Source organism: Microcoleus sp. Pol12A5 (assembly GCF_036701435.1).
Classification (GTDB): domain Bacteria; phylum Cyanobacteriota; class Cyanobacteriia; order Cyanobacteriales; family Microcoleaceae; genus Microcoleus.
Window position 1 is genome coordinate 1 of record NZ_JAUBQU010000045.1, and the last position, 26540, is coordinate 26540.

At 46.5% G+C, this 26540-nt stretch carries 28 protein-coding genes; 10 read left to right on the plus strand and 18 right to left on the minus strand.

Features of this window, described 5'->3' with window-relative positions:
- Positions 1-226 precede the first annotated feature (226 nt).
- Positions 227-841 (minus strand): ribosomal protein S18-alanine N-acetyltransferase, encoded by a 615-nt coding sequence (rimI, locus tag QUA45_RS14200; protein ID WP_445305317.1) that lies wholly within the window; start codon positions 839-841, stop codon positions 227-229.
- 185 nt (positions 842-1026) lie between these two features.
- Between rimI and lysA the strand changes: the two genes are divergently transcribed.
- The 3 genes from lysA (at position 1027) to QUA45_RS14215 (ending at position 4336) form a co-directional block, all read left to right on the plus strand.
- Positions 1027-2445 carry a diaminopimelate decarboxylase gene (gene lysA / locus QUA45_RS14205; RefSeq protein ID WP_333221193.1) on the plus strand — a complete coding sequence of 473 codons (1419 nt, stop codon included), beginning with the start codon at positions 1027-1029 and terminating at the stop codon, positions 2443-2445.
- A gap of 230 nt (positions 2446-2675) precedes the next feature.
- A complete protein-coding gene (gene cdaA, locus QUA45_RS14210) occupies positions 2676-3569 on the plus strand; it encodes a diadenylate cyclase CdaA (RefSeq protein WP_333098654.1) in 894 nt (297 codons plus the stop codon).
- A gap of 20 nt (positions 3570-3589) precedes the next feature.
- A complete protein-coding gene (locus QUA45_RS14215) occupies positions 3590-4336 on the plus strand; it encodes an isoprenyl transferase (RefSeq protein ID WP_333098652.1) in 747 nt (248 codons plus the stop codon).
- A gap of 112 nt (positions 4337-4448) precedes the next feature.
- Here QUA45_RS14215 and QUA45_RS14220 read toward each other — a convergent pair whose 3' ends face one another.
- The 7 genes from QUA45_RS14220 to QUA45_RS14250 all read right to left on the minus strand — a co-directional run bounded on the left by QUA45_RS14220 (position 4449) and on the right by QUA45_RS14250 (position 10952).
- The gene (locus QUA45_RS14220; protein WP_333039717.1) at positions 4449-4721 is read right to left on the minus strand and encodes a DUF3143 domain-containing protein; all 273 of its coding nucleotides are present in this window, start codon (positions 4719-4721) and stop codon (positions 4449-4451) included.
- A 69-nt stretch (positions 4722-4790) separates the two neighbouring features.
- Positions 4791-5270 carry a J domain-containing protein gene (locus QUA45_RS14225; protein WP_333098650.1) on the minus strand — a complete coding sequence of 160 codons (480 nt, stop codon included), beginning with the start codon at positions 5268-5270 and terminating at the stop codon, positions 4791-4793.
- Between the two features lie 151 nt (positions 5271-5421).
- The gene (locus QUA45_RS14230; RefSeq protein ID WP_333098648.1) at positions 5422-7008 is read right to left on the minus strand and encodes a chloride channel protein; all 1587 of its coding nucleotides are present in this window, start codon (positions 7006-7008) and stop codon (positions 5422-5424) included.
- 396 nt (positions 7009-7404) lie between these two features.
- Positions 7405-8841, minus strand: a complete 1437-nt coding sequence (locus QUA45_RS14235; RefSeq protein ID WP_333221194.1) for a hypothetical protein — start codon at positions 8839-8841, stop codon at positions 7405-7407.
- A 49-nt stretch (positions 8842-8890) separates the two neighbouring features.
- Positions 8891-9409, minus strand: coding sequence for an isoprenylcysteine carboxylmethyltransferase family protein (locus QUA45_RS14240; RefSeq protein ID WP_333221196.1), 519 nt, complete (start codon positions 9407-9409; stop codon positions 8891-8893).
- Positions 9410-9548: 139 nt separating this feature from the next.
- Positions 9549-9971 (minus strand): hypothetical protein, encoded by a 423-nt coding sequence (locus QUA45_RS14245; protein ID WP_333221198.1) that lies wholly within the window; start codon positions 9969-9971, stop codon positions 9549-9551.
- A 36-nt stretch (positions 9972-10007) separates the two neighbouring features.
- Positions 10008-10952, minus strand: coding sequence for an aldo/keto reductase (locus QUA45_RS14250; protein ID WP_333221223.1), 945 nt, complete (start codon positions 10950-10952; stop codon positions 10008-10010).
- A gap of 142 nt (positions 10953-11094) precedes the next feature.
- On the opposite strand from QUA45_RS14250, the gene QUA45_RS14255 reads away from it, so the two are divergent.
- The 3 genes from QUA45_RS14255 to QUA45_RS14265 all read left to right on the plus strand — a co-directional run bounded on the left by QUA45_RS14255 (position 11095) and on the right by QUA45_RS14265 (position 13661).
- Positions 11095-12528 (plus strand): BCD family MFS transporter, encoded by a 1434-nt coding sequence (locus tag QUA45_RS14255; protein ID WP_333221200.1) that lies wholly within the window; start codon positions 11095-11097, stop codon positions 12526-12528.
- A gap of 72 nt (positions 12529-12600) precedes the next feature.
- Entirely contained in the window at positions 12601-13431 is an 831-nt protein-coding gene (locus QUA45_RS14260; protein ID WP_333098641.1) for an inositol monophosphatase family protein, read from the plus strand.
- A 65-nt stretch (positions 13432-13496) separates the two neighbouring features.
- Complete coding sequence (locus QUA45_RS14265) at positions 13497-13661, plus strand: hypothetical protein (RefSeq protein ID WP_333098638.1); 165 nt, start codon at positions 13497-13499, stop codon at positions 13659-13661.
- Positions 13662-14123: 462 nt separating this feature from the next.
- Here the strand turns inward: QUA45_RS14265 and QUA45_RS14270 are convergent, their stop codons facing one another.
- The 4 genes from QUA45_RS14270 to QUA45_RS14285 all read right to left on the minus strand — a co-directional run bounded on the left by QUA45_RS14270 (position 14124) and on the right by QUA45_RS14285 (position 16908).
- Positions 14124-14705 carry an NAD(P)H-dependent oxidoreductase gene (locus tag QUA45_RS14270; protein ID WP_333221202.1) on the minus strand — a complete coding sequence of 194 codons (582 nt, stop codon included), beginning with the start codon at positions 14703-14705 and terminating at the stop codon, positions 14124-14126.
- A gap of 38 nt (positions 14706-14743) precedes the next feature.
- A complete protein-coding gene (locus QUA45_RS14275; RefSeq protein WP_333221203.1) occupies positions 14744-15625 on the minus strand; it encodes a ChaN family lipoprotein in 882 nt (293 codons plus the stop codon).
- Positions 15626-16174: 549 nt separating this feature from the next.
- Positions 16175-16537 carry a cupin domain-containing protein gene (locus tag QUA45_RS14280; protein WP_333098633.1) on the minus strand — a complete coding sequence of 121 codons (363 nt, stop codon included), beginning with the start codon at positions 16535-16537 and terminating at the stop codon, positions 16175-16177.
- A 95-nt stretch (positions 16538-16632) separates the two neighbouring features.
- Entirely contained in the window at positions 16633-16908 is a 276-nt protein-coding gene (locus QUA45_RS14285; RefSeq protein ID WP_333215297.1) for a hypothetical protein, read from the minus strand.
- 160 nt (positions 16909-17068) lie between these two features.
- Between QUA45_RS14285 and QUA45_RS14290 the strand changes: the two genes are divergently transcribed.
- The 4 genes from QUA45_RS14290 to QUA45_RS14305 all read left to right on the plus strand — a co-directional run bounded on the left by QUA45_RS14290 (position 17069) and on the right by QUA45_RS14305 (position 19928).
- A complete protein-coding gene (locus QUA45_RS14290; protein ID WP_006632618.1) occupies positions 17069-17707 on the plus strand; it encodes a peroxiredoxin in 639 nt (212 codons plus the stop codon).
- 195 nt (positions 17708-17902) lie between these two features.
- On the plus strand, positions 17903-18484 hold the full coding sequence (locus QUA45_RS14295; protein WP_333221205.1) for a Uma2 family endonuclease: 582 nt from the start codon (positions 17903-17905) through the stop codon (positions 18482-18484).
- A 65-nt stretch (positions 18485-18549) separates the two neighbouring features.
- A complete protein-coding gene (locus tag QUA45_RS14300; RefSeq protein ID WP_333098626.1) occupies positions 18550-19524 on the plus strand; it encodes a cysteine synthase A in 975 nt (324 codons plus the stop codon).
- A 110-nt stretch (positions 19525-19634) separates the two neighbouring features.
- A complete protein-coding gene (locus QUA45_RS14305) occupies positions 19635-19928 on the plus strand; it encodes a (2Fe-2S) ferredoxin domain-containing protein (protein ID WP_445305239.1) in 294 nt (97 codons plus the stop codon).
- Between the two features lie 14 nt (positions 19929-19942).
- On the opposite strand, the gene QUA45_RS14310 is transcribed toward QUA45_RS14305, so the two are convergent.
- The 6 genes from QUA45_RS14310 to QUA45_RS14335 form a co-directional block, all read right to left on the minus strand.
- Entirely contained in the window at positions 19943-21175 is a 1233-nt protein-coding gene (locus QUA45_RS14310; protein WP_333098622.1) for a hypothetical protein, read from the minus strand.
- Between the two features lie 165 nt (positions 21176-21340).
- Positions 21341-21628 carry a hypothetical protein gene (locus QUA45_RS14315; protein WP_333098620.1) on the minus strand — a complete coding sequence of 96 codons (288 nt, stop codon included), beginning with the start codon at positions 21626-21628 and terminating at the stop codon, positions 21341-21343.
- A gap of 163 nt (positions 21629-21791) precedes the next feature.
- Positions 21792-22415 carry a heme-copper oxidase subunit III gene (locus QUA45_RS14320; RefSeq protein ID WP_333098619.1) on the minus strand — a complete coding sequence of 208 codons (624 nt, stop codon included), beginning with the start codon at positions 22413-22415 and terminating at the stop codon, positions 21792-21794.
- A 194-nt stretch (positions 22416-22609) separates the two neighbouring features.
- Positions 22610-24415, minus strand: a complete 1806-nt coding sequence (gene ctaD, locus QUA45_RS14325; RefSeq protein WP_333098617.1) for a cytochrome c oxidase subunit I — start codon at positions 24413-24415, stop codon at positions 22610-22612.
- A gap of 78 nt (positions 24416-24493) precedes the next feature.
- Positions 24494-25495: a cytochrome c oxidase subunit II gene (locus tag QUA45_RS14330; RefSeq protein WP_333098616.1), complete on the minus strand. Its 1002-nt coding sequence runs from the start codon at positions 25493-25495 to the stop codon at positions 24494-24496.
- A 221-nt stretch (positions 25496-25716) separates the two neighbouring features.
- Positions 25717-26472 carry a class I SAM-dependent methyltransferase gene (locus QUA45_RS14335; protein ID WP_333098613.1) on the minus strand — a complete coding sequence of 252 codons (756 nt, stop codon included), beginning with the start codon at positions 26470-26472 and terminating at the stop codon, positions 25717-25719.
- Positions 26473-26540 lie beyond the last annotated feature (68 nt).

Genomic DNA, 26540 nt, shown 5'->3' on the forward strand with positions numbered 1-26540 from the left:
AAAGCGTTTCAAGTTTAAGTCTAGCTAGCTCAAGACTTAGCGTTACATAGTTTATTTTTTTCCTGTCCACCTACTTAGGTTTTTTTATTAAACAGTTCGCGATCGCACTTTGACTGCTCGAAACCGGTTTTTTTACTGAATCTGCGGGCTGTAAAGCGTCTTTTGGTAAAAAAAACGGTTTATGGACTATCATGCTAAGTCTTATTAAATTCGCAACAAATTAAATTCAAAACTCAAAACTATCGATCGCCAAATGCCATTTTTTCTGATGCAGCCGATCGCAAATTTGCACTTTCTCAACCGCTAAATATTGCTGAAACTCGGGTTTCTCTATGCCACTGCGCCACATTACCAGAGCATCTTCTCCGGTGTCTTCGTAGTAGCGTTTTCGCCGTCCGGCCTCTTTAAACCCAAATTTTTGGTAAAGAGAAACTGCGGCTAAATTTGATTCCCGCACTTCTAAGGTTGCCCGTTCTAATTGTCTATAGTGAGCCTTTTTTAGTAAATCCCAAAGCAGAGCTTGTCCTAAACCCTGACCTTGAAAGCGAGGATGAATTGCCAAAATTGTAATATGAGCTTCTTCTAAAATTGCCCACAGGCAACCCAAACCGATGAGAGTTGGGGGAATCTGTAGGGGCGGTGCCCCCGTGTCCGCCAGGTTTTGAGCTGATTCACAGTCCTCGGTTTCCGATGCCCACAAACCCAGTAAATCGCTGTTAGGACTGCCTAACTCGCGCCCATAGCCTTCGATCGTCCACAGTCCACCAAAACAGAGCCGATCGAGTTCGACTGCACTGTTGAGATCTTCGGCGGCGAGATGTTTAATTTCTAGAAAACGCACGGCTGTAAATTGTACACTGGAAAACACAGTAGCGATTAGCTGTTTGTTGCTAGTCCTGAGTCATGACTCACAAGTCTCCAGACATTAGTCTACTGCCAACGACGAATGACTGCTGATTAATGACTGCCGACTGCTGACTGCTGATTAATGACTGCTGACTAATAACCTAGGATAGTTATTGCGCGATGGTATCAACTCAATCTTTCGGGGTCGAATCGGGACTTAAGTATCTGTCTGAGTCGAAGCCTGCCCTGCAAAATCGATCGCCAAATCAAGAACTGTTACCGCTGACAGCCAGTGTTAACAGCAGCGATCGGTTGGAAATCGGAGGCTGCGAGGTAACAGCCTTGGTGGAGCAATTTGGCTCGCCGTTGTATATTTTAGACGAAGAAACGCTGCGGGCGGCTTGCACCCAGTACCGGGATGCTTTCGAGCGTTACTATCCGGGCGAATCCCAAGTGCTTTATGCTTCTAAAGCTTGGAGTTGTTTGGCAATTTGTGCGATCGCAGCTTCCGAAGGCTTAGGCATAGATGTCGTATCCGCCGGAGAAATCCACACTGCACTGCAAGCCGGCGTGGGCCCCGACAAAATCTACTTCCACGGTAACAATAAGTCTCGCGAGGAACTACAGCTAGCTGTCGAAAACGGCTGCATTACCGTAGCCGACAATTGGCGGGATTTAGAGACTTTAGCAGAGTTGGGAGAATTGGGTGTCAGCAGCCTCACAGGTGGGCCGACACGAGTTATGGTGCGGTTTACTCCTGGAATTGAGTGTCACACCCACGAGTACATTCAGACGGGTCAAATCGACAGTAAATTTGGCTTCGATCCCAACTCGCTCGAGCGAGTATTTACTTTCATCAGCCAACAGCCGTCGTTATTTTGCGTCGGAGTGCACGCTCACATCGGCTCTCAGATTTTTGAACTGCAACCCCATGACGATTTAGCCGAAGTCATAGTTCAGGCATTGACAAAAGCACAGAGTTATGGTTTGCCAGCAACAGAAATTAATATTGGCGGCGGGTTGGGCATTCGCTATACTGAAGCGGACGATCCTCCTAGCATTGAAGATTGGGCTCGTACAATTTGCTCCGCAGTGGTAGCAGCTTGCGAGCGGCAGCAATTGCCATTACCGAAATTGCTTTGCGAACCGGGTCGATCGCTCGTCGGTACAGCCTGCGTCACTGCTTATACCGTTGGCTCTCAAAAAGTCATTCCGGGAATGCGGACGTATCTAGCTGTAGATGGAGGGATGTCCGACAATCCGCGTCCTATTACCTATCAATCAGTTTATCGAGTCCTCGCAGCCGGTAAAATGTCTGCTCCCTTAACGGAAACAGTCACAATTGCTGGAAAACACTGCGAGTCAGGCGATGTTCTGATTAAAGATGCCAAATTGCCAGAGTGTCATGCCGGAGATGTCCTCGCGGTTACGGCCACAGGGGCATACAATTACAGTATGGCTTCTAACTACAACCGAGTACCCCGACCGGCCGCGGTTTTAGTGAGAAATGGGGAAGTTAACACGATTATACAGCGGGAAACTTACCAGGATTTGCTGAGGCTTGACCGCCTTCCTGAACGACTCGGAACTCAAAAGTAAAAACTTAGAAGTTAAAAGTTAAAAGTTAAAAGAAAGACAATCCATGTTTACTTAGTGATGATTGCCTTTTCACTTTTAACTTTTGCCTTGTTCAGTCACGCGATTGGATTGACATTTCCCGGTCTAAAAATACGGGGATTTTCAGCATATTCCTTATAACAACTGTTCATGGTTCATGGGTTCGAGTGCATCACGGTTCGCGGTTCACAGGCGGTAGCGTTCGATGAACCATGAACAATCAACAATCTGGCTTTGACTTGGCCCTGGTTCAGTCCTTATTGATTCAAGGGATAGATATTGGACTGGTTTTTGCCCTTGCGTATTTGGTGCTCGTCATTGTTGGCGAGCGCAGAACGCTGTGGATGGTAAGGGGATTTATCATTTTGATGCTGGCGGCGGCGGTGAGCAACTGGGCTGGATTAAGGCTGTTGCACGTTGCGCTCAATAGCTTGGTGACTGGTTCGGCTGTGGCAATGGCGGTAATATTGCAGTCGGAGTTTCGCCGATTTCTGGAACAATTGGGTCGGGGGGAATTTCGGCAATTGTTTGGACGCGATCGCCGACCAAATCCCGAACCGGACAGCGTAATAGATGAAATTGTGGACGCAGTAAAAGAACTTTCCCAAAACCGCACGGGCGCTTTACTAATTATAGAAACAGATTCCCCGATCGACGATCGAGATTTTTCAGTGCCGGGACTAAAGTTAAATGCTGAAGTTTCTAAAGAATTGTTGCAGACAATCTTTCAGCCGCAAACTTTGCTGCACGACGGAGCTGTTTTGATTCGAGGTTCGCGGATCGTGTCGGCGGGGGTAATTTTGCCTTTGTCCGATCGCAGCGCGTCGCGGCAGTTGGGAACCCGCCACCGGGCGGCGATGGGGATTACAGAACGGGTGCAAGCTTGCGTGTGCGTGGTGGTGTCCGAGGAAACAGGTTCTATTTCTTTAGCGCAGATGGGAATGTTAAATCGACCTTTGACGAGCAGCAAACTTAAGGAATTGCTGGAAGCAAAGCTGTTTCCGTCGGAGGGAGAAAGAGTTGTGGCTCCAATTCCGATCGGCAATCTCGGACGCCAGATAGGATTGAAGGGAGTGACGCTGTTAAAACGGATACTGCGCCGTTAGTCGGGTAATCGGGAGAAACCATGAGTCAAGGAATTTGCTTGGAAAAGTTGCCGGAGGATCTGCAACAAGAACTACTGCCTAAGCACATAGCAGTGATTATGGACGGGAACGGGCGCTGGGCTAAGAAGAGGGGGTTGCCGCGGATTGCGGGACACCGCCGAGGAGCTAGCACTCTCAAGGAACTGCTGCGCTGCTGCAAAGATTGGGGGATTCCAGCTTTAACGGCCTATGCTTTTTCGACGGAGAATTGGGGGCGGCCGGCCGGAGAGGTGGATTTTTTAATGAGTTTGTTTGAGGGAAAGTTGCGGCAAGAATTGCGGGAGATGGTGGACGAGGACGTGCAAATTCAATTTATGGGGAATTTGCAGGCTTTGCCGAAGTCTTTGCAAGCGGAAATCGAGCGTTCTGTGACAGCCACTCAGCACAATCAGGGGATTTTGTTTACGGTGGCGACGAATTACGGGGGGCGTCAGGAGATTGTACAAGCTTGTCGGGCGATCGCCACTCAGGTGAAAGAGGGCAAGTTGCAGCCGGAGGAGATTGATGAGGTTTTATTTAAACGCTATTTGTATACTGCTGATGTTTGTGACCCGGATTTGCTGATCCGAACGAGTGGGGAAATGCGGTTGAGCAATTTTTTACTATGGCAAATGGCTTATTCGGAAATTTACATTACTGAGACGCTGTGGCCGGATTTTGATCGATCGGAGTTTCACCGCGCTTTGTCTACTTATCAGCAACGCAACCGCCGATTTGGCAAAGTCTAACTATTTTGGATTTTAGATTTTGGATTTTAGATTAATTTTTCACTTTCCAATTAAGTAGATTCTGAAATGTATTCCTCAATCTAAAATCTAAATTCGCCAATCTAAAATCAAATTAGGGGCCGGAGAAAACTGCCGCTTCAATGTCCTGACGCGAGAGGGAGTATTTGAATGCTCGCTGAATGTCTTGGCCGTCGGCTCCAGCATCGATGTAGCGGACGGTAAGTTGGTCAATATCGAGGGAGAGTTCTGCTTTCCATGTAAGTTGCTCGATCTGCCAGCAGTGGAGTTCTCGCCGATCTTGCTGGCAGCCGCGGCTTTTTAGCCACTGCTCGATTTCAGGGAGTGGGTGGTTGTACAAAGGAGTGTCAGCGGAAGGAAGAGTCATGGGATTTTAGATTTTAAATTGGGGATTGGGGATTTCCGATTGAGGATTGGAGATTGGGGATTTGAGGCTTTAATTGCCGCGAGTTAAACCGATCGCTATCGCCAGTACCAAACATCCGATTAAGCTAGCTCCCATGATCAACAGGGCAAACATTTCTCCAGGAGAAAGAGGTCGATCCGTAGGATCTAGGTAAGCGGAGTTGGAAGTTTTTTTGCCGGAGCCCGAAACCGGAGCATCGAAGCCGGGGGGCGGCCCAATCACGTTCAGGCGAGAATAGCCTATTTTGAGGTCGTAGGCGAGGCGACGTTCTGGGTTGCTGAGGGTGGCGTAGGCGTTGTTGAGCTGCTGAAATTTGGCGGTGGCGACTGCGGATGGCAGGTCGGTGGTATCGGGATGGTAGAGTTTGCTCAGTTCCCGGTACGATCGCCGAATTTCAATTACTGAGGCTGAAGGATGCAGCCCTAACAAGCTGTAATGAGTGGAACCCAAGGGGGTTTTTCCGGGTATTTTTTGACTTTTGTTTTTTGCAGTTGCCTCGTTTCCTGCCACCGAAGCCCCTCTCTGCCTATTGTTAATAATATTTGGTTATTTTAGCTGAAATCTGAAGGAAGAGGAATTAACCCCAGAGGGCGCGGAGAACGCAGATGGAAGAATTCTCAATTCTCCCGTTCTTTGGCTGTTGCTGCTGTCACGTTGTTTTTTATTCTTTATTGGGGTTGACTTTTTCCGAGGAATGTCGATTTGCTAGGGCTAGCACTGGAGCGTCGGTGGGTTCTCGTCGATCGATACTGTGTTCGCCGTCGGTGGGAAGTGGGCAAGAAATCAGTTCTGTGACGATGCGATCCCCCAGAACATCTTCCCAATCCTGCAACTGTTCTCTGGCTTTGATGGGGGTATTGAGAGCCACGTCTACGCCCATTTGCTGAAGGTTGAGGCTGTGGGCTGTCGATCGGCGGTTGACACACTCCACCAGCCAAACGCTCAATCCCACTGCTGCCATCAAAGGCAAGACAATCCGATAATCGCGGGTTAATTCAAACATCAATAGGATGGCGGTCAGCGGTGCTCTGGCACTGCCGGCGAGCACGGCGGCCATTCCCACCATTGCGTAGGCAGGAGGGCCGGCGACTCGATCGCTCATTGCCGGCAGCATTTCCAAAAAGAGTCCGTAAGCCGAACCCAGGGAAGCTCCCAAAAACATCGCCGGAGCGAAGATACCGCCAACTAAACCGCTGCCGAGGCTGATTGCTGTCATCGCCAGTTTGACAAACAGCAGCAGCAGCAGCAAAGGCAAGGAAAATTTAACATCTTGGAGCATTGCTTGGACTGTTTCGTAGCCGACACCCAAAATTTGAGGAAATTGCAGGGCGACTAAGCCGACGCAGGCGCCGCCGATGATCGGCTGAAGCGGCCGGGGCACTCGTCCGAGCCAAGCAAATCCTCGGATTTTGCCTTGAAAACAGCGATCGGCAAATTGAATTGCTTCTGTGTAGGCTAAGGAGACTCCGCTCGCCAAAAGTCCCAATCCCATGTACAGAGGTAGTTCTAAGGGGCTGCGGACATCGTAAACCGGCAAAGCAAAGGCCGGCTGAGATCCCAAGCAGATTTGAGCGATCAGCGCGGAAACTACGGCGGAGAGCAAGACTACGCTGACTGACGAAGTGGCGAAGGTGCTGCCGAGCACGACTTCTAAAGCAAAAAAGACTCCGGCGATGGGAGAGTTAAACCCGGCGGATAAGCCTGCAGCAGCTCCGGCGCCCAGGAGCAAGCGCTGCCGTTCCGGGGAAAGCTGCAAGACTTGAGCCAGCAGCATTCCAAAATTAGCGCCGATTTCGACACTGGGGGCTTCCGGGCCCAGGGAGGCGCCGGTGCCGAGGGAAACTGAGGCTGCCACCATTTTGGTGATGGGTTTGAGGGGGGAGAGTTCTTGCAGCCCGCGGGTGGCTGCAATTAAGGAAGACATATTCGGGCCAAAATCCCGAAACCGCCACCGCATCAGCCCGATGATGACTCCGCCGAGGGTGGGAATGCAGGCTAGCGTCCAAGAGCCTTTCGACGCGATCGCACCCATGAAGTCTTCCAGCATCAGGCTGTGGATGAAGTGGATGAGGTAGTGAAATGTCACGACGCCTGCGCCCGTAACTCCCCCAATGACTAGGGAGAGGATGAGCAGGAGGGTTTCTGGGCTGGGGTGCAGGCGGGTAAATAGCGGGCTTAGTCGGGAGGCTTGGGGAGTTGCTGCAGTTGGCCCGGGTGGCGGCAGATCCACAGGAGGGATGGCTCTCATTTAGCGGTTAATTCTTCGGTGAGAAGTTATATAATATTACAATTTATTTCTTATTTTCATTTTGAGTGATTTTAGGGGAATTGACAACTTAATTAAGGCGTATTTTAGGGTAAATTTTTTGGGCGGGCCGCTTGGATGGAATGACTGATTCTGAGGAGCGGCGGATTTGGCGTGATTGTATGCTAAGTTACATTCAAACTTAGATATACTCTGGCGATAATGCTCATTAACTATATTTAGCGTGTTGGCGTTTAGGGCGATCGCATCAGTGAACGGGTCATATCATATAACTCCCTGCAAAACAACTTTCAAATTAAAGAATTGGCGATTTGAGGTTTTACCTTACAATCACAAATCTCAAATCTCCAATTTTAAATTCCTCGATCGCGCATAATATCACATCGGTTGTTTAGTGGGCGGGATTCTTGGTCTGGGTTTGGCGATCGACATTAGCGGATCGCCTATGGTGGCCACTTTCCAAGGTTGGGATTCTAGCTGGCGTGCTGCGATTAAAAGGGGTGAGCCTCGCTTCAGGCGATCGACCATTAATTTAGGTGGAATAAATGCAGATAAAAAAGGTTCATTGACGCTGCCAATATATACGTAAGCACCATTTTCTAACCACCTTCCGGCAACCGTGTTGTTGTCATCTGGGGCGGCTGCTGACCAACTGTGGATCATGTGGATTGCTGCGGGAAATTGGAGTTTTGGTATGTCCTCAACTGAAGCGTCGCCGTTGCCGACTTGGAATGATTTTGGGTAGCCTTTGGAATTCATTAATATTAAGTCAAATGTCCACGGTTTTGAGGCTAAACTCCGCCACTTTTCCAGGCTAGATTCTGGTTTCTGCACTACTTCGACATTCAAACCTATAGTTTTTAGTCCGCTAGCTGCTGCCTCCATTTCATATTTCCCCCAATTTCCTTCCTTGGGATAACTGTCATAAAGCATGGCGGTTTCGGTATCGAGAAATATGGCACACATCGCTTGATAGATCGATCGTACCTCGGAGCCGTAAATCCAGCCGACAGCCGCCCAGCGTTCGCCGTTGGGGTGCCGTCCCAAACCGTCGGTAACGGCTAGTTGTTCGTCGGGTTTTTCAGGAGATTGATATTTGACTGCTAGTTGGCGTACAATGGTTATTGTGTCGATCGGGTCTGCGAGTTGAGAGTAAAAATATCCGGTTGATTCGACAGCTTTTGTAACTGCTAGTTGCAGATTTTTCCACTGTGTGTTGTTGAGGGTATCGTTGGGTTTTCCGAAGTTGCCTTCTAGAAATACTAAAGGTTGACCGTGAGCGGCTGCTAAGGCAACTGCTGCTGAGCGTGCCGGGTCGTTTTCTGATGTGATTACTACTCCTGGGGGTTCCCAGCCGAGTTGAGTCCATTGTGCCTTTAAGGTTTGAGTATCGGTGGCATTCCAAGCTGCTGCTGAGGCGTTCAGCATTAATTGTTGGAGTTTTTGATTTTTTGGCAGTTGCTGTTTGATGCTGGGCAAACGCACTATTTCTTCGGGTTGAAAGCGCTGCACAAACATGGGCGTATATTTTTTGTCTTCGATGAGAATAGGCCAGTTTCCTTTGAGATTCCATTTTTGGATTGCTGCTAAGAAGGTGGCTTCGTCGGGTACTAAAACTACGCGGTTGACTGTTGGTATATTGTCGCGGAGGATGGCTGTTCGGAGGCCTGTTTGAATGGGCCAGGGTTCTTGTTTGGCTGAGGCGGGAAGTTGAAAGGGTTTTTTGAGAAAGCTGCACGCTGTTAATTGCTGTGACAAGCATAAAAATAGTGTTAATGCTAGCAGTATAATTTGTATTTTTTTGTTATATTTCATTTTTTAACCGCAGATAGAAGCAGATTAACGCAGATGCAGAGGGAATCTGTTAATAGATTCCGGGAATTAGTTTTTTGACTTGCTGGCTGTATTCTGAATAGGCTGGATATTTTTCGGTTAACCAGGTTTCTTCTCGGTTGGCTTTGATGTCGAAAAATATGATTAATATGGAGCTGGCTATTAAGTGGGATATACTGAGTTGAAAAATTGTCCAGCCTAGTGCGGCTAAAATTAAGCCGCTGTATAATGGATGTCGCACTATTCCGTAAACGCCTGTTTGGACTAATTTTCCGTCTTCTCTGGGATAGGGCAATGGTGTGAGGTTTTTTCCTAAGTCTATTAGTGCTTTGATTATGAAAATTAATCCGCTTAAGCTGAGAATACTTGCTAGAGTCCAGCTAAGATAAAAAAGTAGTTGAGTTGATTGAATTTTGAATCCTGGCAGTTGATAAACTGGTAAAATTGCAAATCCTGCGAGCAATGCTCCTTGCAGCAAAACTAAATATTCGCCGCGGCTGTTGTTGCGCCAGCCTTCGCGCGTGAAACCCCAGTCAGTTAATATTTTCATAACGAAGAAATAGTTGAAAGTTGACAGTTGATAGTTATCATTAAGTTATTGCACATATGGTAAAAAGAATCTGAAGCTGTTCGATCGATGTAGGTGTGAAGTTCTGTAATAATTTTTGATTCAATTCAAGCAAGTAACATCAATCGTCGTAGCGATTTTCCCAATCTGACCCATGTATCTCTTGGATATCATAATCAGTGGAATCTCGCAACTCTCTTATACCCTCCTCATTTAGTAGATACAATTGCCAATGCATAATATAATAGTTAGAAGCAGTAAAATCAGCATAACGACCGGGTGAACCCGGCTTTTGCCCATCAAGCCAAATAATAACATTTGCAGTAATCGGTGGCCAGTCTCTGTCATCTTCATATGGCTCGCAGTTTTCCTGATAGCATTTTATTTTTCTCTTTTCATATTGAATACAAGCAATATCTAACTGATCAAGACAAGATTGAATTAACTTCATATCTAACATCATCAATGCTCCATATTTTACAGGTTGATTCCAAGTAAACGAGCGCGCGCCAAAAGCAACCGAGTTTTTTGAGGTTTCAAACATTGAACAATATTTCCCCAAAAAACTCGGTTGGCTGCTTTATTCTCGCCAGGGACGAGTCATTAGTTCTAGTTGATTAACTTCATCTTGGCTCAAATTCCAACCTAATGCGCCTGCATTTTCTGCGGCTTGTTTTGCTGTTTTGGCGCCGGGAATTGGGATAACTCCGTTTTGAGCTATTAACCAGTTGAGGGCTACTTGGGCGGGGGTGCGATCGCGCTTTTTGCCCATTTTCCGCAGCGTGGACATGACTAATTCAATTTTTTCGATGCCGCTTTTACTGAAGCGGGAGTCCATTTTGCGGGCTCCTGTAGGTTGTTCTTGGGCTGTGTATTTGCCGGTAAGCAATCCTTGGGCTAAGGGGCTGTACGCTAAAATTGTGACTCCCAATTCGCGGGCTGCACTCACAATTCCTTGTTTTTCTACTTGCCGCGACAGCAAGGAGTAGCGGACTTGATTTGTTGCTAGGGGAACGCCTCTTGCTGCTAGTATTTTGTGGGCTTGCCGCATCTGTTCTACTGAATAGTTGCTGACTCCTACTGCTTGAATTCTGCCTTGTTTTACTTCATCCGCTAAGGCGTTCATCAGGGTTTCTTGACTCAGTAAAAAAGTGAAGGGCCAGTGCACTTGGTAGAGGGCTATTTGTTCTACTTGCAAGCGTTTTAAGCTGGCACTCAAAGCGTCGGAAACTGATTTTCCTGTAATCCGCCAAGGTACGGGGCCGAATTTGGTGGCTATTTGCACGGGTTGGGTGGTTTTTTTGAGAAACTGCCCCAGCAATTCTTCTGACAAGCCGTTACCGTAGACTTCGGCTGTGTCGAAAAAGTTGACTCCGCTGTCTAGGGATGTTTTGAATGCTGCTTCGACTTCGGCGGCGCCGTAGTTGCTGCCGTAGTTCCAAAATAGTTTGTCGCCCCAAGCCCAAGTTCCGACGCACAGGGGAATGACGGCTGGGCCATTTTGTCCTAGGGTAATGGTTGTCACGGTTGGTAAATCCACAATTCTTTATTGTCTATTATTTTTCTATAAATAGTCGCGATCGAGCTTCTAGCCGGGGGAGGAAACGCGGCTGGTGGCGAGTATGTCAGTTACTATAAATGCAAATGCTGTGTTTATTTGAATAGCTATGTCGATCGACCGTTTGCCAGATTCAAGATTAACAGATTCCGCGACTCGTGCCATCAAGAGAGTTAACCTGCTGACTATGTTCCGGTTGGGTTTGTTTCAGATGGGATTGGGTATGATGTCGATTTTGACGCTGGGGGTACTCAATCGCGTGATGATTAAGGAGTTGGCGATTCCGGCTACTGTGGTGGCGGGTACGCTAGCGATGCACCAGTTTGTGGCGCCGGCTAGGGTATGGTTCGGGCAAATGTCTGATGCTAAGCCTTTGTTTGGCCATCACCGCACGGGTTATGTGTGGGTAGGAAGCGTTTTGTTTGTGATTTCCGCTTTTTTGGCGGTGCAGGTGATGTGGGGTCTGGGCGGCAGTTTGGAGACTGTGGGGTGGACGACTGCTACTTACGGTTGGGTGGGTTTGTTGGGTTTGATTTTTGCGCTTTACGGTATTGCTATTTGTTCGAGTTCGACTCCTTTTGCTGCTTTGTTGGTGGATGTTTCGGATGAGGAAGATCGATCGAAGTTGGTGGGTGTGGTGTGGTCGATGCTGATGGTTGGTATTATTATCGGGGCGATTGTTAGCAGCGGTTTGCTGAAGCAAATTGATGGGGATGTGTCGCGGGAAGTGTTGCAGGCTTCGATTAATGGTTTGTTTGTGAAAGTGCCGGCGGTTGTTTTGCTGTTGGTGGGAATTGCGACTTTTGGAGTTGAGAAAAAGTATTCGCGGTACGGGGTGCGATCGTCCGCAGTGAATCGAGAAGATAAAATTACTTTGGGAAGTGCGCTGCGGATTTTGACTGCTAGTCGCCAAACCGGTTTGTTTTTTACTTTCCTGCTGATTATGACAATTTGCTTGTTTATGCAGGATGCAGTATTGGAACCTTACGGCGGGGAAATTTTTAAGATGCCGATTTGGGAAACTACTCGCTTGAATGCTATTTACGGTACTGGTACTCTGATCGGTTTGAGTACAACTGGTTTTTTTATTGTACCGCGCCTCGGCAAGCAAAATACGATTAGGTTGGGCTGTTTGTCGGTGGCTGCTTGTTTTGGTTTAATTATTTTATCTGGATTTACAGGAAATCCAATTGTGTTTAAGTCGGCTTTAATGTTGTTTGGTTTAGCTTCGGGTATTACGACGACGGGGGCGCTGAGTTTGATGTTGGATTTGACTGCTGCAGAAACTGCTGGCACTTTTATTGGCGCTTGGGGTTTGTCGCAGGCGATGGCGCGGGGTATGGCAACCGTTAGCGGCGGTGCTATTTTGGATTTGGGCAGGAGTTTGTTTGGGGTGCCGATGTTGGCTTATGGGTTGGTGTTTGCTGTGCCTGCAGTGGGTATGATTCTGGCTGTTTGGTTGTTGGGTAGGGTGGATGTTGAGGAGTTTCAGGATAATGCTAAAAGTGCGATCGCTACTATTCTTGAAAATGAATTAGACTAAGGCTTTGTCAGTTAGTCGGTGGCTTGTGACAGTTGTTAGTTCCAATAATCAATAACGAATAACGAATAACTAATGACTAATTTTTGGGATTCTATTTTAAGTTTTGCACGGGTTACTGTCGAGAGAGTCGGACAGCAGTTGCTGCAAGATTTCGGTTCCGCGCAAGCGGATGAAAAGGATGACGGGAGTTTGGTGACGAAATCCGATAAGTGGGCTGATGCAGAAATTAGAAGTGCGATCGCATCTGCTTTCCCCAGTCACGGCATTTTGAGCGAGGAAGGAGAACAAGTTTTTCCCGATACAGAATGGTGTTGGGTTGTCGATCCTTTGGATGGTACAACTAATTTTGCTAGGGGAATTCCGATTTGGGGTATTTCTTTGGGTTTGTTGTATCGCGGAACTCCGGTTTTTGGCTGCGTGCATTTGCCGCCAATTAATCAGTCTTTTCACGGTTTTTATGCACCTGATTTGGCGGGCGGCGTGTTTGACAATATGACTCAAGGTGCTTTTTTAAACGGGCAGCAAATTCGGCCGAGTGCGGATAAAATGAGCGGGAATCATTTTTTTAATTTGTGTTCGCGGAGTGTGGGAATGGGGCCTCATCTTCCGAGTAAAGTTCGGATGTTGGGTATGGCTAGTTACAATTTTTTGACTGTGGCTTCGGGTGCGGTGTTGGGAGGGGTGGAAGCGACTCCGAAAATTTGGGATATTGCGGGGAGTTGGGTAATTGTGAAGGCGGCGGGTGCCGTTTGGCTACCGCTGGAATCCCAGGGGATTTTTCCGCTGGAAGTGGGGAAGAATTACGGGAGAGTTTCTTATCCGACTTTGGTGGTGAACAGGCAGGAGTTGGTGTCGGTGTTTGTGCCGTTTGTGGAGGCTTGGAAGAAGAAAAAAATGGGGTAATTTAGGTGAAGTGAAGCTATGCCGTAGGAAATCGAACAATTATTAAATAAAACTGCAGGGCAGGCGTGACGGAGGAGTCTCCCACGCCTGCCGTGCTGTTTGGAAGAAATATACCGACCGATGACCGATGGTTCAAGTATGCCTACTCTTGTCTATTTCTGCCAATCTGCGATCGGGTGGTTTTGTTTTACGTCGATCGGGTGATGCGGTTATGGTACAATTTGTGGTAAGTTTTCCACTACGTATTATCTCTAGGAAATAAAATTATACCCGTTTTCAAGTAGAGGCACAAGGGTAAAGAGATTTTCTGCGGTGTTGGAAAAAGTAGATGAGTGGCATATTGGCTATGCCGAAGAGTTAACCTGTGGGAATATACAAGAATAAACCTGGGAAGAAACTCAGAAAATTATGCGGTTTGCGATCGAACTAATCTCGATATTACAATTTCAGGGATTCACGAGAGTGATGATTTTCTAAGTGCAATTCTCAAGCCGGGCTGCTGGTTTTAGGAGGTGCTGATTTTGGGTATGTGGTGAATGTCATGTTAATTTGGGGGTGAGAATAACAGCCAATTAACTATGAGCGTAGCAATTTTGCGACGCGATCGCACTTGATGCAGCCAGCGGAATAACAGATACTAGGATTAGGGACACAATATTTCTGTGTCCCTACTACAAAATGAATTTATTGCTTCAGGCGATTAATTTCGACAGCACATTAGACAACTTAGCACCGAGATTTTCAACAGCGTCCTGCTGTTTGGGATCTTTCATCGTACCGTCAGCATTAAATGCTTCAAAAGCTTGGGGAATTGCTTTCTGATCCGGGAGCACCAATACGTTAATATTCCCCAGGATCGCTCGCAAATGCACTAATCCCCGCAAACCTCCAATTCCGCCTGGGGAAGCACTCATAATTACCGCTACTTTGCCAGTAAATGCCACCAATCCCGGTTCACCCGGTGCTGGGCGCGATACCCAATCGATCGCATTTTTCAACACAGGCGTAATTGAACTGTTATATTCAGGGGAAGCTATCAAAAACCCGTCATGCCCTACCATCAATTCCTTCAATTTGCGGGCATTTTCTGGCATTCCCTCTTTTGCTTCCAAATCTTCGTCAAATAGCGGCATCGGCAAATCGCGCAAATCTACATAAGTAACTTCTGCACCCGCCGCCGTAGCCCCAGCCGCCGCAACTTTTACCAGCAGTTTGTTATAGGATGCTTCGCGGGTACTTCCGGCAAATGCGAGAATTTTTGGTCTGTTTGTCATTGATTTTTTCCTGATTATTGCTTGCGCGTATAATTGTACTATTTCGAGTGATTCCAAACAAAGTCAGCAATGGGTTTATCTGCCGATAAAGCAGGATTGTCACTGGAATTTAATAAAACCGATCGCATTTTTACATTCCCGACCCCCAAACGCCTCTCGACGCGACTGGGAATGCCGTAACCGTAAATAATGTGTCCTTTACCCGCCAACACCACAACTTGATAGTCAGGGTTTGCTTTGACAAATTCAGCTATTTTTTCCGCCATAGTTTCGTCCCACAAAACTTGGGCTTGCAAAAATCTTTCAAAAGCCGTACTATTTCCCTGTTCTGCCTTTTGGTGTTGCTGGTAAACTTCTAGCAGCAGTTGCCGATATTCGGTGTTGTCGGTGCGAATTTCGGATATTGGCGGAATGTGCTTTTTTTCCTCTGCTGTGAGGCTTTCTAAACCTTGACTGGCAACTTTTCTCGTTACTTCGGAGGGTGTATTTAAGGCGAGGACGGGTAGTTGATTTTCTTTGGCAAACCGCAAAATGGGGGCGTAAGATTCCCAGGGAAAGCGCCATCTGCGATCGTACTCTGTTTGCTCGACTAATTGCTCTTGGGTCAGTTTACCTGCTAAGTAGTTGTCGATCGCACTTTGAAATGGACGCTGAAACATTTCCATCGCGATCGCAATTTTCCGATTTTGCCGCTGCATTTCTCGGATAATCTTTAGTTGAGCTTGGTGGTCTTCTGCGCTATCGTGGGTTTCTCCCAGATACACGACTTTCGCCTTCACCAACTGTTGCAGAATCTCCTGGTTAGTGTAAGTTTGCCCAGGTTGAGGGTTCGCCGTCGTTTGCGCTGTCACTACACTGCTGCACAGCAGGAAGATACCGACCGATAAGGCGCACAGTTTGATGAGTTTGGTTGTTTTCATACAAATATTATGCCGTTTCTCGCAGCAGCAAGCACAGCCCAACTCTACTATTTTAGCTGAGCAGTTAGAAAGCTCAATGCTTAATTTAACTTCATAATTATCCGCCCTTACTTCTAAAAATGTAAAGTTTAGTTGCAGGTACTTGCGGTTCTAGAAGAAGGTGCTAAATTAATAATATGAAGCGAACAAAAAGCTTCTCTGACAGATACAACCTCTAGATACCACAGCGAAGTTCACAATAGAATCTAAGGAGTAAAAACGCTGTTTAATCTCACATCTGTCTCATTAACAACCAATAGCAGCACCCACCAACAAAGCTGACACTTCCTCAACTAATTAGAGGGGAGCAATGCAACTGAATCAGAGGATTATTGCAACTCCACATCGAAGTTGAAAAAAGAGGAAATCACTCGGTACATATGGCTGGGTGCTGTTGTTGTTAAAAGAGATTTTCCGTTTGTGATGTTTTTTTCAGTAGAGGCAGAGCTTTTAGATAGGCGTTACCGGGCAGAGCCGGGTAACGAGCCTAAAAGGATAAACACTAGAAAATTACTGGAAAATTGTCTCGTCTTCCTTTCGCCACGCCGGATCGACGATACAAATAAATATTAGCGGCTCTGTGCCGCAGTTGTAAATAAACTGCTTGGCGTTTGGGGGAATATAAACTGCATCTCCGGCTTCCACGAATTGATTTTCGTCGTCGATGTGCATTTCTCCAACGCCGCTGAGGATGTAGTAAACTTCAGAAGTCGTCAGGGAGTGCAGCGCAGAAGTTTGTCCCGGTGGCAAAGTGGCGTGGGCTAAACTGTAACGCAAATCTACAGATTGTTTGTCTGGATGCAGCAATTCTCGCAGTTGAGTACCGTCGCCAGCAATAAACTCGTCGCAGGCATTTAGCTTTTGAATGAGCATTCTTTCCACACTCCTAAAAATCTCTTTACCACAACTTAATTTTAATTGAAAGAGCAAGAGATGTTAAGAAATATGTAAAGCGGCGGCCGGATTTTTTAACCGTAAATTCCCGAATGCGATCGATAATCAGGACAGTCGATCGCATCTTCAGATAAAGCTATAGTAGGCTGAACGGGACACTTGAGGTGGTAGTCGCCGGTGAAAAATACGCAGTTAGCACAAGGGATTTGGTGCATCCGCTGAGCTCGACGCAGGGAGTCGGTGACTGTACGCCCGACACTCAAACATAGCAAAAAAACTAAGCCCCAGGCGGACACAAAACACAGCGGGACTAAAATAGGCTGTATTGCCTTAAGCAAAAAGTAAAGCATAGCAAGAAAATTTAGCGTTAGAAGCCACACATACATTAGAGTAGTGGAATTGCCGATCGATCGACCAAAAAGTTTAGAATCCTTTACAGCTCGATCGAGAAACCGGGCAATTATGGCATGATAAGGAACAGTCCTTAAATAAAATTAGAGGAAATCAGTTATGACTCTGCGATTAGGCGATACAGTTCCCAACTTTACCCAAGCTTCGTCTGAAGGGGAAATCAATTTCTACGACTGGGCTGGGGATAGCTGGGTCGTGTTGTTTTCTCACCCGAAAGACTATACTCCAGTTTGCACCACAGAACTCGGTGCAGTGGCCCGTCTCAAGTCTGAATTTGAAAAGCGGGGCGTCAAAACCATTGCCCTCAGCGTCGATGATGTGGATTCTCACATGGGCTGGATTAAAGATATTGAGGAAACTCAGAATGTCACCCTCAATTATCCGATTTTAGCAGATGGCGATCGTAAAGTCTCCGACATTTACGACATGATCCATCCTAACTCGCTAAACAACTTAACAATCCGCACAGTTTTTGTTATTGACCCGGAAAAGAAATTGCGTTTGAGCATTACTTATCCTGCTAGCACTGGTCGGAATTTTAATGAAATTTTGCGAGTAATTGATTCCTTGCAACTTACGGACAAATACAGCGTTGCGACTCCAGTTGATTGGAAAGACGGCGACGATTGCGTAATCGTACCTTCGATTACCGACCCGAAAGAGTTGGAAGAGAAATTTCCTAAAGGTTATACGCCGATTAAGCCTTATTTGCGGATGACTCCTCAGCCGAATAAATAGGTTTAACATTCCTGGAGGCAGAACCTAATTATGTAAGGTGTGCAGTGCACACCTTACCTCTATAATTCGCGCGTCAAACCAGCTTGTAGTTAGGACTTGAGTCCTTAATCCGGATTTTTGAGGACTAAAGTCTTCACTACAAATAAAGAGATTGTGCAATCTTTTGTAAATACTTTAGATTTGAGGAAAGGCAAAATGCTCTCATCAACAATTGTGTTGCGAGTACCGCCCAAATTGCAAATGACAGACGACGAGTTTTTCGAGTTCTGTCAAATCAATAGTGAATTACGCATTGAACGCAACAAATCGGGAGAATTGCTAATTATGCCCCCTACTGGTTCGGAGACGGGAAATCGCAGCGGTAGCGTGTTTGGAGAGTTGTATATTTGGGCCGGGCAAGATGGAACTGGTATCTGTTTTGACTCCAGTACGGGATTTAAGCTTTCAATGGGTGACAAGTCTCCAGATGCCTCGTGGATTAAACTGGAACGGTGGAATGCTTTGTCACCAGAACAAAAGCAAAAGTTTGCCCCGATTTGCCCGGATTTTGTAGTAGAACTGAGGTCTGCTTCTGACAATCTCAAGCCATTGCAAGACAAAATGCAAGAATATATGAGAGAACCCGGAGTGCAGTTAGGCTGGTTAATTGACCGCAAAAATCGCAGAGTTTATATTTACCGTCCTGCTTTGCCAGAGGAATGTTTGGAGAATCCCGCGACAGTCAGCGGCGACCCCGTTTTGCCCGGATTCATACTTAATATGAGCAAGATTTGGTAAAAGTGGTAGCAATAAATATCAACTTATTGTAAAAATTAATCATAGGATACACACACGCAAAAAATATGGATATTAAAAATGGCTTTGTAGGCACAATCGGCAACACACCACTAATTCGTTTAAACAGCTTCAGCGATGAAACTGGCTGCGAAATTCTCGGCAAAGCAGAGTTTCTAAATCCCGGCGGTTCCGTTAAAGATAGGGCTGCTTTATACATCATCAAAGACGCAGAAGAAAAAGGCTTGCTGAAACCGGGCGGCACCGTTGTTGAAGGCACTGCCGGCAATACTGGCATCGGTTTGGCGCACATTTGCAACGCTAAAGGTTACAAATGTTTGATTGTGATTCCCGATAACCAATCTCAAGAAAAAATCGATGCTTTGAAAACCTTGGGCGCTGAAGTTCGGACTGTCCCCGCTGTTCCTTACAAAGACCCGAATAATTATGTCAAATTGTCGGGAAGATTGGCTGCGGAAATGGAGAATGCTGTCTGGGCAAATCAGTTTGACAATTTAGCCAATCGCCGAGCTCATTACGAGACAACGGGCCCGGAAATTTGGGAACAAACAAACGGGAAAATTGATGCTTGGGTAGCCGCAACGGGTACTGGGGGAACTTTTGCTGGCGTAGGAATGTTTTTGAAAGAAAAAAATCCTGCTGTGAGAATTGTCTTGGCAGACCCGATGGGCAGCGGGCTTTACAGTTATTTCAAAACTGGGGAAATTAAGACTGAAGGCAGTTCGATTACTGAGGGAATTGGCACCACTCGCGTGACTGGAAATATGGAGAATGCCCCGGTAGACGATGCCATTCAAATTGACGATACTGAAGCTGTTCGGGTGATTTACCAACTGCTGAGGAAAGAAGGGCTGTTTATGGGCGGTTCTGTAGGGATTAATGTAGGGGCGGCTTTGGCTTTGGCGAAGCAAATGGGGCCAGGACATACGATTGTTACGGTACTCTGCGACGGTGGGGCTCGGTATCAGTCGCGTTTGTTCGATCGACAATGGTTGGCTTCTAAAGGGTTGTCACCAGATTAATCGTAGGGTGCGTTGCGGCGCACCTTAAAATTTGGGCATATATGGCCACACTTATTCCCATGATAAAAAATAGCATATATGTACCAGAATGTCAAGTAAAAAATATGAAAATGATTGAATCTTCTAGGCGAGTTCTTGTTTGCCAAAACCGCACTTGTCGCAAGCAAAATTCAGCAAAGATACTGGCAGCATTTCAGAAATTGTCGCCCTCAGAAGTTGAAGTTGTTGCTAGCAGTTGTTTGGGACAGTGTGGCAACGGGCCGATGGTGTTGGTGCTGCCAGAAGAGGTTTGGTACAGCGGTGTTTGTCAGGAGGAAGTTGCGGCAATAACTGAGCAACATTTGCGGGAGGGAAAGCCGGTGAACAGGATGCTTTACCGCAAGTTTCACCGACTCTCTCATTAGTCGATCGCCCGCCTTTAAAATTCTTCCGCAAACAATCGGCGGAGAATTTCCGTGACTTCGGCGCAAAATCTGGCGTCGAGTTCGATCGCCAAGCGATCGACACTGCTGGAACCGCCTACAGGTTTTTCTGCCCGCAAAGTCATGGCTAAAGTTCTGAGTTTTGCCGGCTTTCCCGCCGCCTTCGGCCGTTCGTCAACAAACCGCACTAAAGCCACATAAACTGTTTCTAGGGTTCCCCTGATCGAGCTCAGTCCGTAACCCAATTTTGAGATAATTACTGGAGAAGTGATCAGGCTATCCATCCCCAAAGTTTTAATTGCTACGTCCACATATCGAGCGCTGTCATGTCCCATTGCTCTGACAATGCTTTCTAGGCTGTTCCACTGAGATCCTTTCAGGCGCGATCGCTGTTCGATGTGGAAGTGCCATCCTAACATAGAAATCAGCCTGGTCAAGTCATAAGCAGATACGGAATTTTTTTGTTTGGTGCTGTTTACTGCGGCACTTAGCAGCACTTGTTTTTTGGTGAGATCGAAGATTTTTGGGTTGTTGACATAAGGATTTTCTCCGTAATCGCCGCGAAAAATTAGGTCGTTATTGCCAGTAGCGCTCTTCAGCCATTGCTCTAGTCCTATGCGAGTATCGAAGCGTTTGAACATCGCGGCTAAGGAGTTTGAACTTGCTATATTTGAGGCATAGCTAATCATGTCTTTTGCTACATCATAAAAGTAAAAATCGTGTCTTAGCCCGTTGCCATCTCTAACAACGCAGTTGTCAATGTCGCAGTCGGGATATTTGCTATTTATTTGACTGACGATATTAAGGAGTGCGATAATTTTAGTGGCACTCCACTGCTCAGCATTGGTAAGCGCGTTTTTTCCCAGCCACTGTGCCTGAATTTTGCCGTCTACAAAAGTACCAATACAAACGCAGGCTTCCTTAATATCTGCGTGCAAAAAATTTAAAGCTTGAGAGTTAATTTGAGGTAGTTCTCCCAGGCTGGGAAACGGGGTAGGTTTGAGGGGATTATTGGGGCCGGGAATAGAGCTAATTACTTTTAAGCCGTCTGGTTTCTGTTTGAGATAATCGGGATAGTTTTTAATTTCTTGTTGGTAAGGGGATTTTTCAATGCCCCTGTCTAAAAAAGCTAGTTTGTTTATGTTAGCTTGGGCATCTATTTCCATTTGGAGGTAGTTTTTGAAGATGCGCGCTCGGTCTTTTGCGAGTTCGAGGGAGGTGAGGTTCATAATAATTGTTGGCAGCTTGTTACCAATAAGTAAATCACTATACTAGGATTTACGCAAACAAACCGGGTTTCTATGGAAAATTTTGGCTTAGGGAAGGAAAAATTAATCAAGAAACTGGGCTTCAGATAGTAACTGCGTCCAGGACTATATACCTAATTTCTCGCCCTACGATCGAGCTTTTTTGCCGCGTACTTGAATGCGTTTGTCGGTTTTTTGTTTCTTAATCCAAGAGACAAATTTCTGGAGTTCTGGGTTATTTTTGAGCTTTTCCAGGGTATTGAGCTCTTGGGCGAGGTGTTTGTTGTCAAATAGAGAGTGAATCTGGCGGTGACAGGCTGAGCAAATGTCGATTGTCGGGCTGGGAGCTTCGTTTTTCCGCTTGGTGTTTTGTTTGGGGGTGAGGTGATGGGCGGTTAATGCTTCCATTTGTCGATCGCACAATTCGCACTGCATAATTTTCTCAATGCTGCTGGATAAGAGAATTGCTACTTTTAGTTTAGCGCGATCGGCTTTGATTCATGTGAATGAAGCTCGATCGCACTCTCCAAACAATAAAAAAACCCCCAATTGGGGGTCTTACAAATCTCTTGTGGCAGAGGTCGAAAAGCCTCTGGGATCACAAAATATACAGTAACAGAAACAAAACAATCCAAATCACATCCACAAAGTGCCAGTAAATCTCAGTCGCTTCGATTCCAAAGTGGTGCTCGCTAGAATAATGGCCTTGCGCGCGCGATCGCCACACCACCGCCACCATCAACAGCACTCCCAAGGTAACGTGCAAGCCGTGAAAAGCAGTCAAAACGTAAAAGCAACTGGCATACAAATTCGTCGTCAAGCCAAACTCTAAATGAGTGTATTCGTAAACTTGACCGAACAAGAAAACTGCGCCCATAGCAATAGTTACGAGCAACCAATTCCGCATTCCGGCGGCATCATTCTTTTTGATTGCAGTATCCGCATTGTGAATCACAAAACTGCTAGCAATCAGAATTATCGTATTGATTCCCGGCAGCAATAACTCTCGCTCCGGGGTACCTTCAGGAGGCCACACGGGCGCCATCGCCCGATAAATCAAATACGCGGCAAACATACCGAAAAATATCATGCCTTCAGCGCACAGGAACACAATTACACCTAACATTCGGTGGTCGGGATGCTCGACACCGTGTGCTTCTACTTCGCCCTCGTGATGGTAATTTAGGGCTGTTTTTGTCGGATCGATCGCTGGAATTTGCATAATAAATTGCTAGTTGGTAATGGATGTTGAAGGAAGAGGGAAGAAGCAAGAGGGGAAATTTTTTATCCCTACATCGCTGGTGTGCTGTTACTATCAAAAGTCATTTGTCCCAAGTTCTGATATTGCAACGCACAATAACTAATAACTAATGACTAATGACTTTTGACTAATAAATGATGACTGATGACTAATAACTATTCGCCATCTTGACTTTCATCAGCAGGAGAATCAGCATTTACCTCTGATTCAGGAGCGACCAAAGTTGCAGTACGGCCCAAGAAAGTTGAAGCTTGAGCCTCCGCAATAGGAATACCTGTTTTCTGGGCGTTGCGGGTGGCATTTTCCCTCAGCTTGAGCCTGAGACGTTCCCCAGTATGCTGAATTTTTTCCATGCCGTAATCGTAGGGCCCCGTTGCCAATACCGGCACTCCTTCAAAATTTTCGATGGGGGGCGGCGAAGTCGTCATCCATTCCAAACTCAAAGCTTGCCAAGGATTGTCACCTGCTTTCGGGCCGTACCTCCAGCTCCAAATCACATTAATGATAAACGGGATTGTAGACACTGCCAGCATATAAGCACCTACAGTACAAATGACATTAATTGTGGTAAATTTTGGGTCGTACATTGCCACCCGCCGAGGCATTCCTTGCATCCCCAAAGCGTGCATCGGCAAGAAAGTTACAGTAAAGCCAACATAGGTTAAAACAAAGTGAACTCTACCCCAAAATTCATTAATCATCCGCCCCGTCATTTTGGGGAACCAGTGGTAAAAAGCAGCGTAAATTCCAAACACTGAGCCGCCAAATAGCACGTAGTGCAGGTGAGCGACGACAAAATAAGTGTCGTGAACGTGAATGTCGAAAGGTACGGAAGCCACCATGATCCCGGTGATGCCGCCGAGCACAAATGTTGAGATAAAACCCATCCCAAATAGCATGGCGCTGACAAGCCGGAGTTTTCCTCCCCAAATAGTTGCCAACCAGCTAAATATTTTAATCCCAGTTGGTACGGCGATGATCATAGTCGTGATCATAAAAAACATCCGCAGCCAGCCGGGAGTGCCGCTGGTAAACATATGGTGCGCCCACACGATCAAGCCCAAAAAGCTGATCGCGAGACTGGAATATGCGATCGCCAAATAACCAAAAATTGGCTTGCGGGAATGCACCGGCAAAACTTCTGAAATCACCCCGAAAAAGGGCATAATCATAATGTAAACTGCCGGGTGCGAATAAAACCAGAATAAATGCTGGTAGACGATGGGATCGCCGTTGCCTGTGGGGTTAAAAAATGCCGTTCCTGCTAACAAGTCAAACGACAGCAAAATCAAAGCTGCGGCTAACACTGGAGTAGCAATCAAAGTCAGAGCTGAAGTCGCAATCATCGCCCAGCAAAACAAAGGCATTTCATTGAGACTCATGCTCGGAACGCGCATGGTAAAGATGGTAACGGCAAAATTAACCGCCCCCAAAATCGAAGAAGTTCCCAGAATCAAAACGCTGAGAATCCAAATTTCTTCCCCCGCTTGAGCAGTAACTAAGCTCAAAGGCGGATAGGAAGTCCAACCCGCCTGCGGAGCTCCCACCAAAAAACTGCTCAACAGCAACACGCCGCCTACGGGAATCAGCCAAAAGGCAACGGCATTCAGCCTGGGAAATGCCATGTCTTGTGCCCCTATCATTAAGGGGATTAAAAAGTTAGCAAATCCGGCTCCGGCGGGTACAATCCACAGGAATATCATCACCGTGGCGTGAACAGTAAATAAACTGTTGTAGAGTTCGGGGGTGACAAAATCGGCGTCGGGGGTAGCGAGTTCTGTTCGCACCAAAGTTGCCATCACGCCGCCGATTAGATAGAAAATAAATGTTGTTACCAGGTATTGAATACCGATGACTTTGTGGTCGGTATTAAAAGTGAAGTAGTCGCGCCAATGTCTATCGGCGGGCGCTGTTCCGCGAGCCTCAGTGTTGGCACTTTCTTGGAACTGTGCTTGTGTCATAGTTATTAGTCATTAGTTATTAGTCATTAGTTATTAGCTCAGGATCAAAGATTCAGTGCCAGGAACTAATGACTATTTTTAGTGATGAGTTGGGTGAAGTTGTTCTAGGGTTTCGGAATTAATTTTTATTTCCCTGACGTAGGGAGCCAAAAATTCACCGTCTGACAATTCCCCAGGATTGACTGCAACTGCTTGCTCTAAGTTTTGACTGCTAGCAACTTGCTGGCTTTGCAGCCAAGTGTCGAATTCTTCTGGCGTGTGAACGACTGCTACAGCTTTCATCGCTCCGTGATAACTGCCGCACAATTCAGCACAAACAACCCGGTATTCGCCGGTTTTAGTTGGTGTAAATCTCAGTTCGCTCGGCCGCCCGGGAATTGCATCTTGTTTGAGGCGAAATTCTGGCAGCCAAAATGCGTGCAGCACGTCTTGAGCTGAGATATTTAGCTGTACGTCGCGGTTGAGTGGCATATGCAGTTCGCCAGAACTAACGCCGCTTTCTGGATAGCTAAAAATCCAGGCGTACTGCAAACCTGTGACATTTACAACTAAGTCTGCTGGTTTGTCTTCATTTTCTGGGGAAGCGCCTACGCCTAAAGCAACAAGTTTTTGAGACGGAATTTGAGGGGCGTTTTGGGGTGTATCTGAGAGTGTGGCTGCGATCGCACTTCCCCGCATTTTAGAGTGCGCTTGCATGGTGCCGTGGTCGTGATTACCCATCGGATCGAGGCCTCCCATTGAGTTGTAAATCTCAAAACTGTAGACTCCGATTCCTAAAATAATCACCGCCGGCACGGCTGTCCAAAGAATTTCTAAGGGAAAGTTGTCATGCCAAGGCGGCCCGTCTGTGTTGTCTCCTTGACGGCGGCGATATTTAATTGCAGCAAAGATTAGCACTCCCTGGACCATGATAAATAATCCAGTGGAAATGGTCATCATTGTATTGAAAAGTGCGTCTATGTCGGATGCTTCGTCAGAGGCGGCGATCGGCATCAAACCGTGATTCTGCCCGTACCAGAGACTGATCAGAGTCACTACGATGCCGGCGAGCATGGTGAGGATGGAACTTGGAATGTTCACGCTGGTACTTCTTAATAGCGACACTTCTTCGCTTGAAAAATGAAAGAAGCGCCTCTGGGTTATCAATTTTTAATTGTAAATGGTATTTTTAGTAAAATGTCTATCTTAAGGGTTACTTAAGGCTTAGTATGTTTGACCGAGCGATCGCGAGCCTCAAAAATACGTCTTTTGTACCTTGACAAAAATGAGTAAAAATGGTACACAATCGCTCTGTTTGGCTGCTAAATTTGAGATGGTTTCTCAAACACCATCAAATGCTGCTGGGGCAACATATCTTTTGTCTCTTTCCATACTAAACCGACGGCTGCCATTTCTTTTTTCACCTGCTTCTGCGTCATTTTGTGCAAACCTTTAATGGGAATCATCGGGTTTTCGCCTCGATACTCGATCGATACCGTGCGGCCTCCCGGTTTGAGTGCTTTCACAATTCCTTGCATCATTTCTCTGGGATATGCAAATTCGTGATAAGCATCGACCATCACAACTAAATCAACGCTGTTTTCCGGCAAATTAGGATTGTCTATACTTCCCAAAACTGGCTCAACGTTAGCAATATTTTTTTCTTGTTTATTCAATTTAATAAAATTAATCATTTCCGGCTGCACGTCAACTGCCAAAACCTTTCCTTCTGGAACTAAGGGAGCGATGCGAAAGCTAAAATATCCCGTTCCCGCTCCAATGTCGGCGACAATATCGGTTGGTTTTAAATCGAGATTGTTCACTAATCGAGCTGATTTTTCTTCCATGCCGCGAGACGGTCTTTCCAGCCAACCAGCGCCTTGATATCCCATGACTTGGGCAATTTCTCTACCCATGTAAAATTTGCCGATTCCGTCGGGATTGTGCACTGTTCGCTGCTGGTAAATGGCGTCGCCATCTGCGGTTTTACTTGCTGCACAGGCATTGAGCGGCAACAGGCAAAAAATTGTCAAAATTATTACTGTTAAGGGTTTAATTAATTGTGCGGTTTTTTTCACGATATTTCAGATTTTGTGTTAAATTTATTTCTCGTTCCCTGGCTCTGCCTGGGAACCCAGATCCGGAG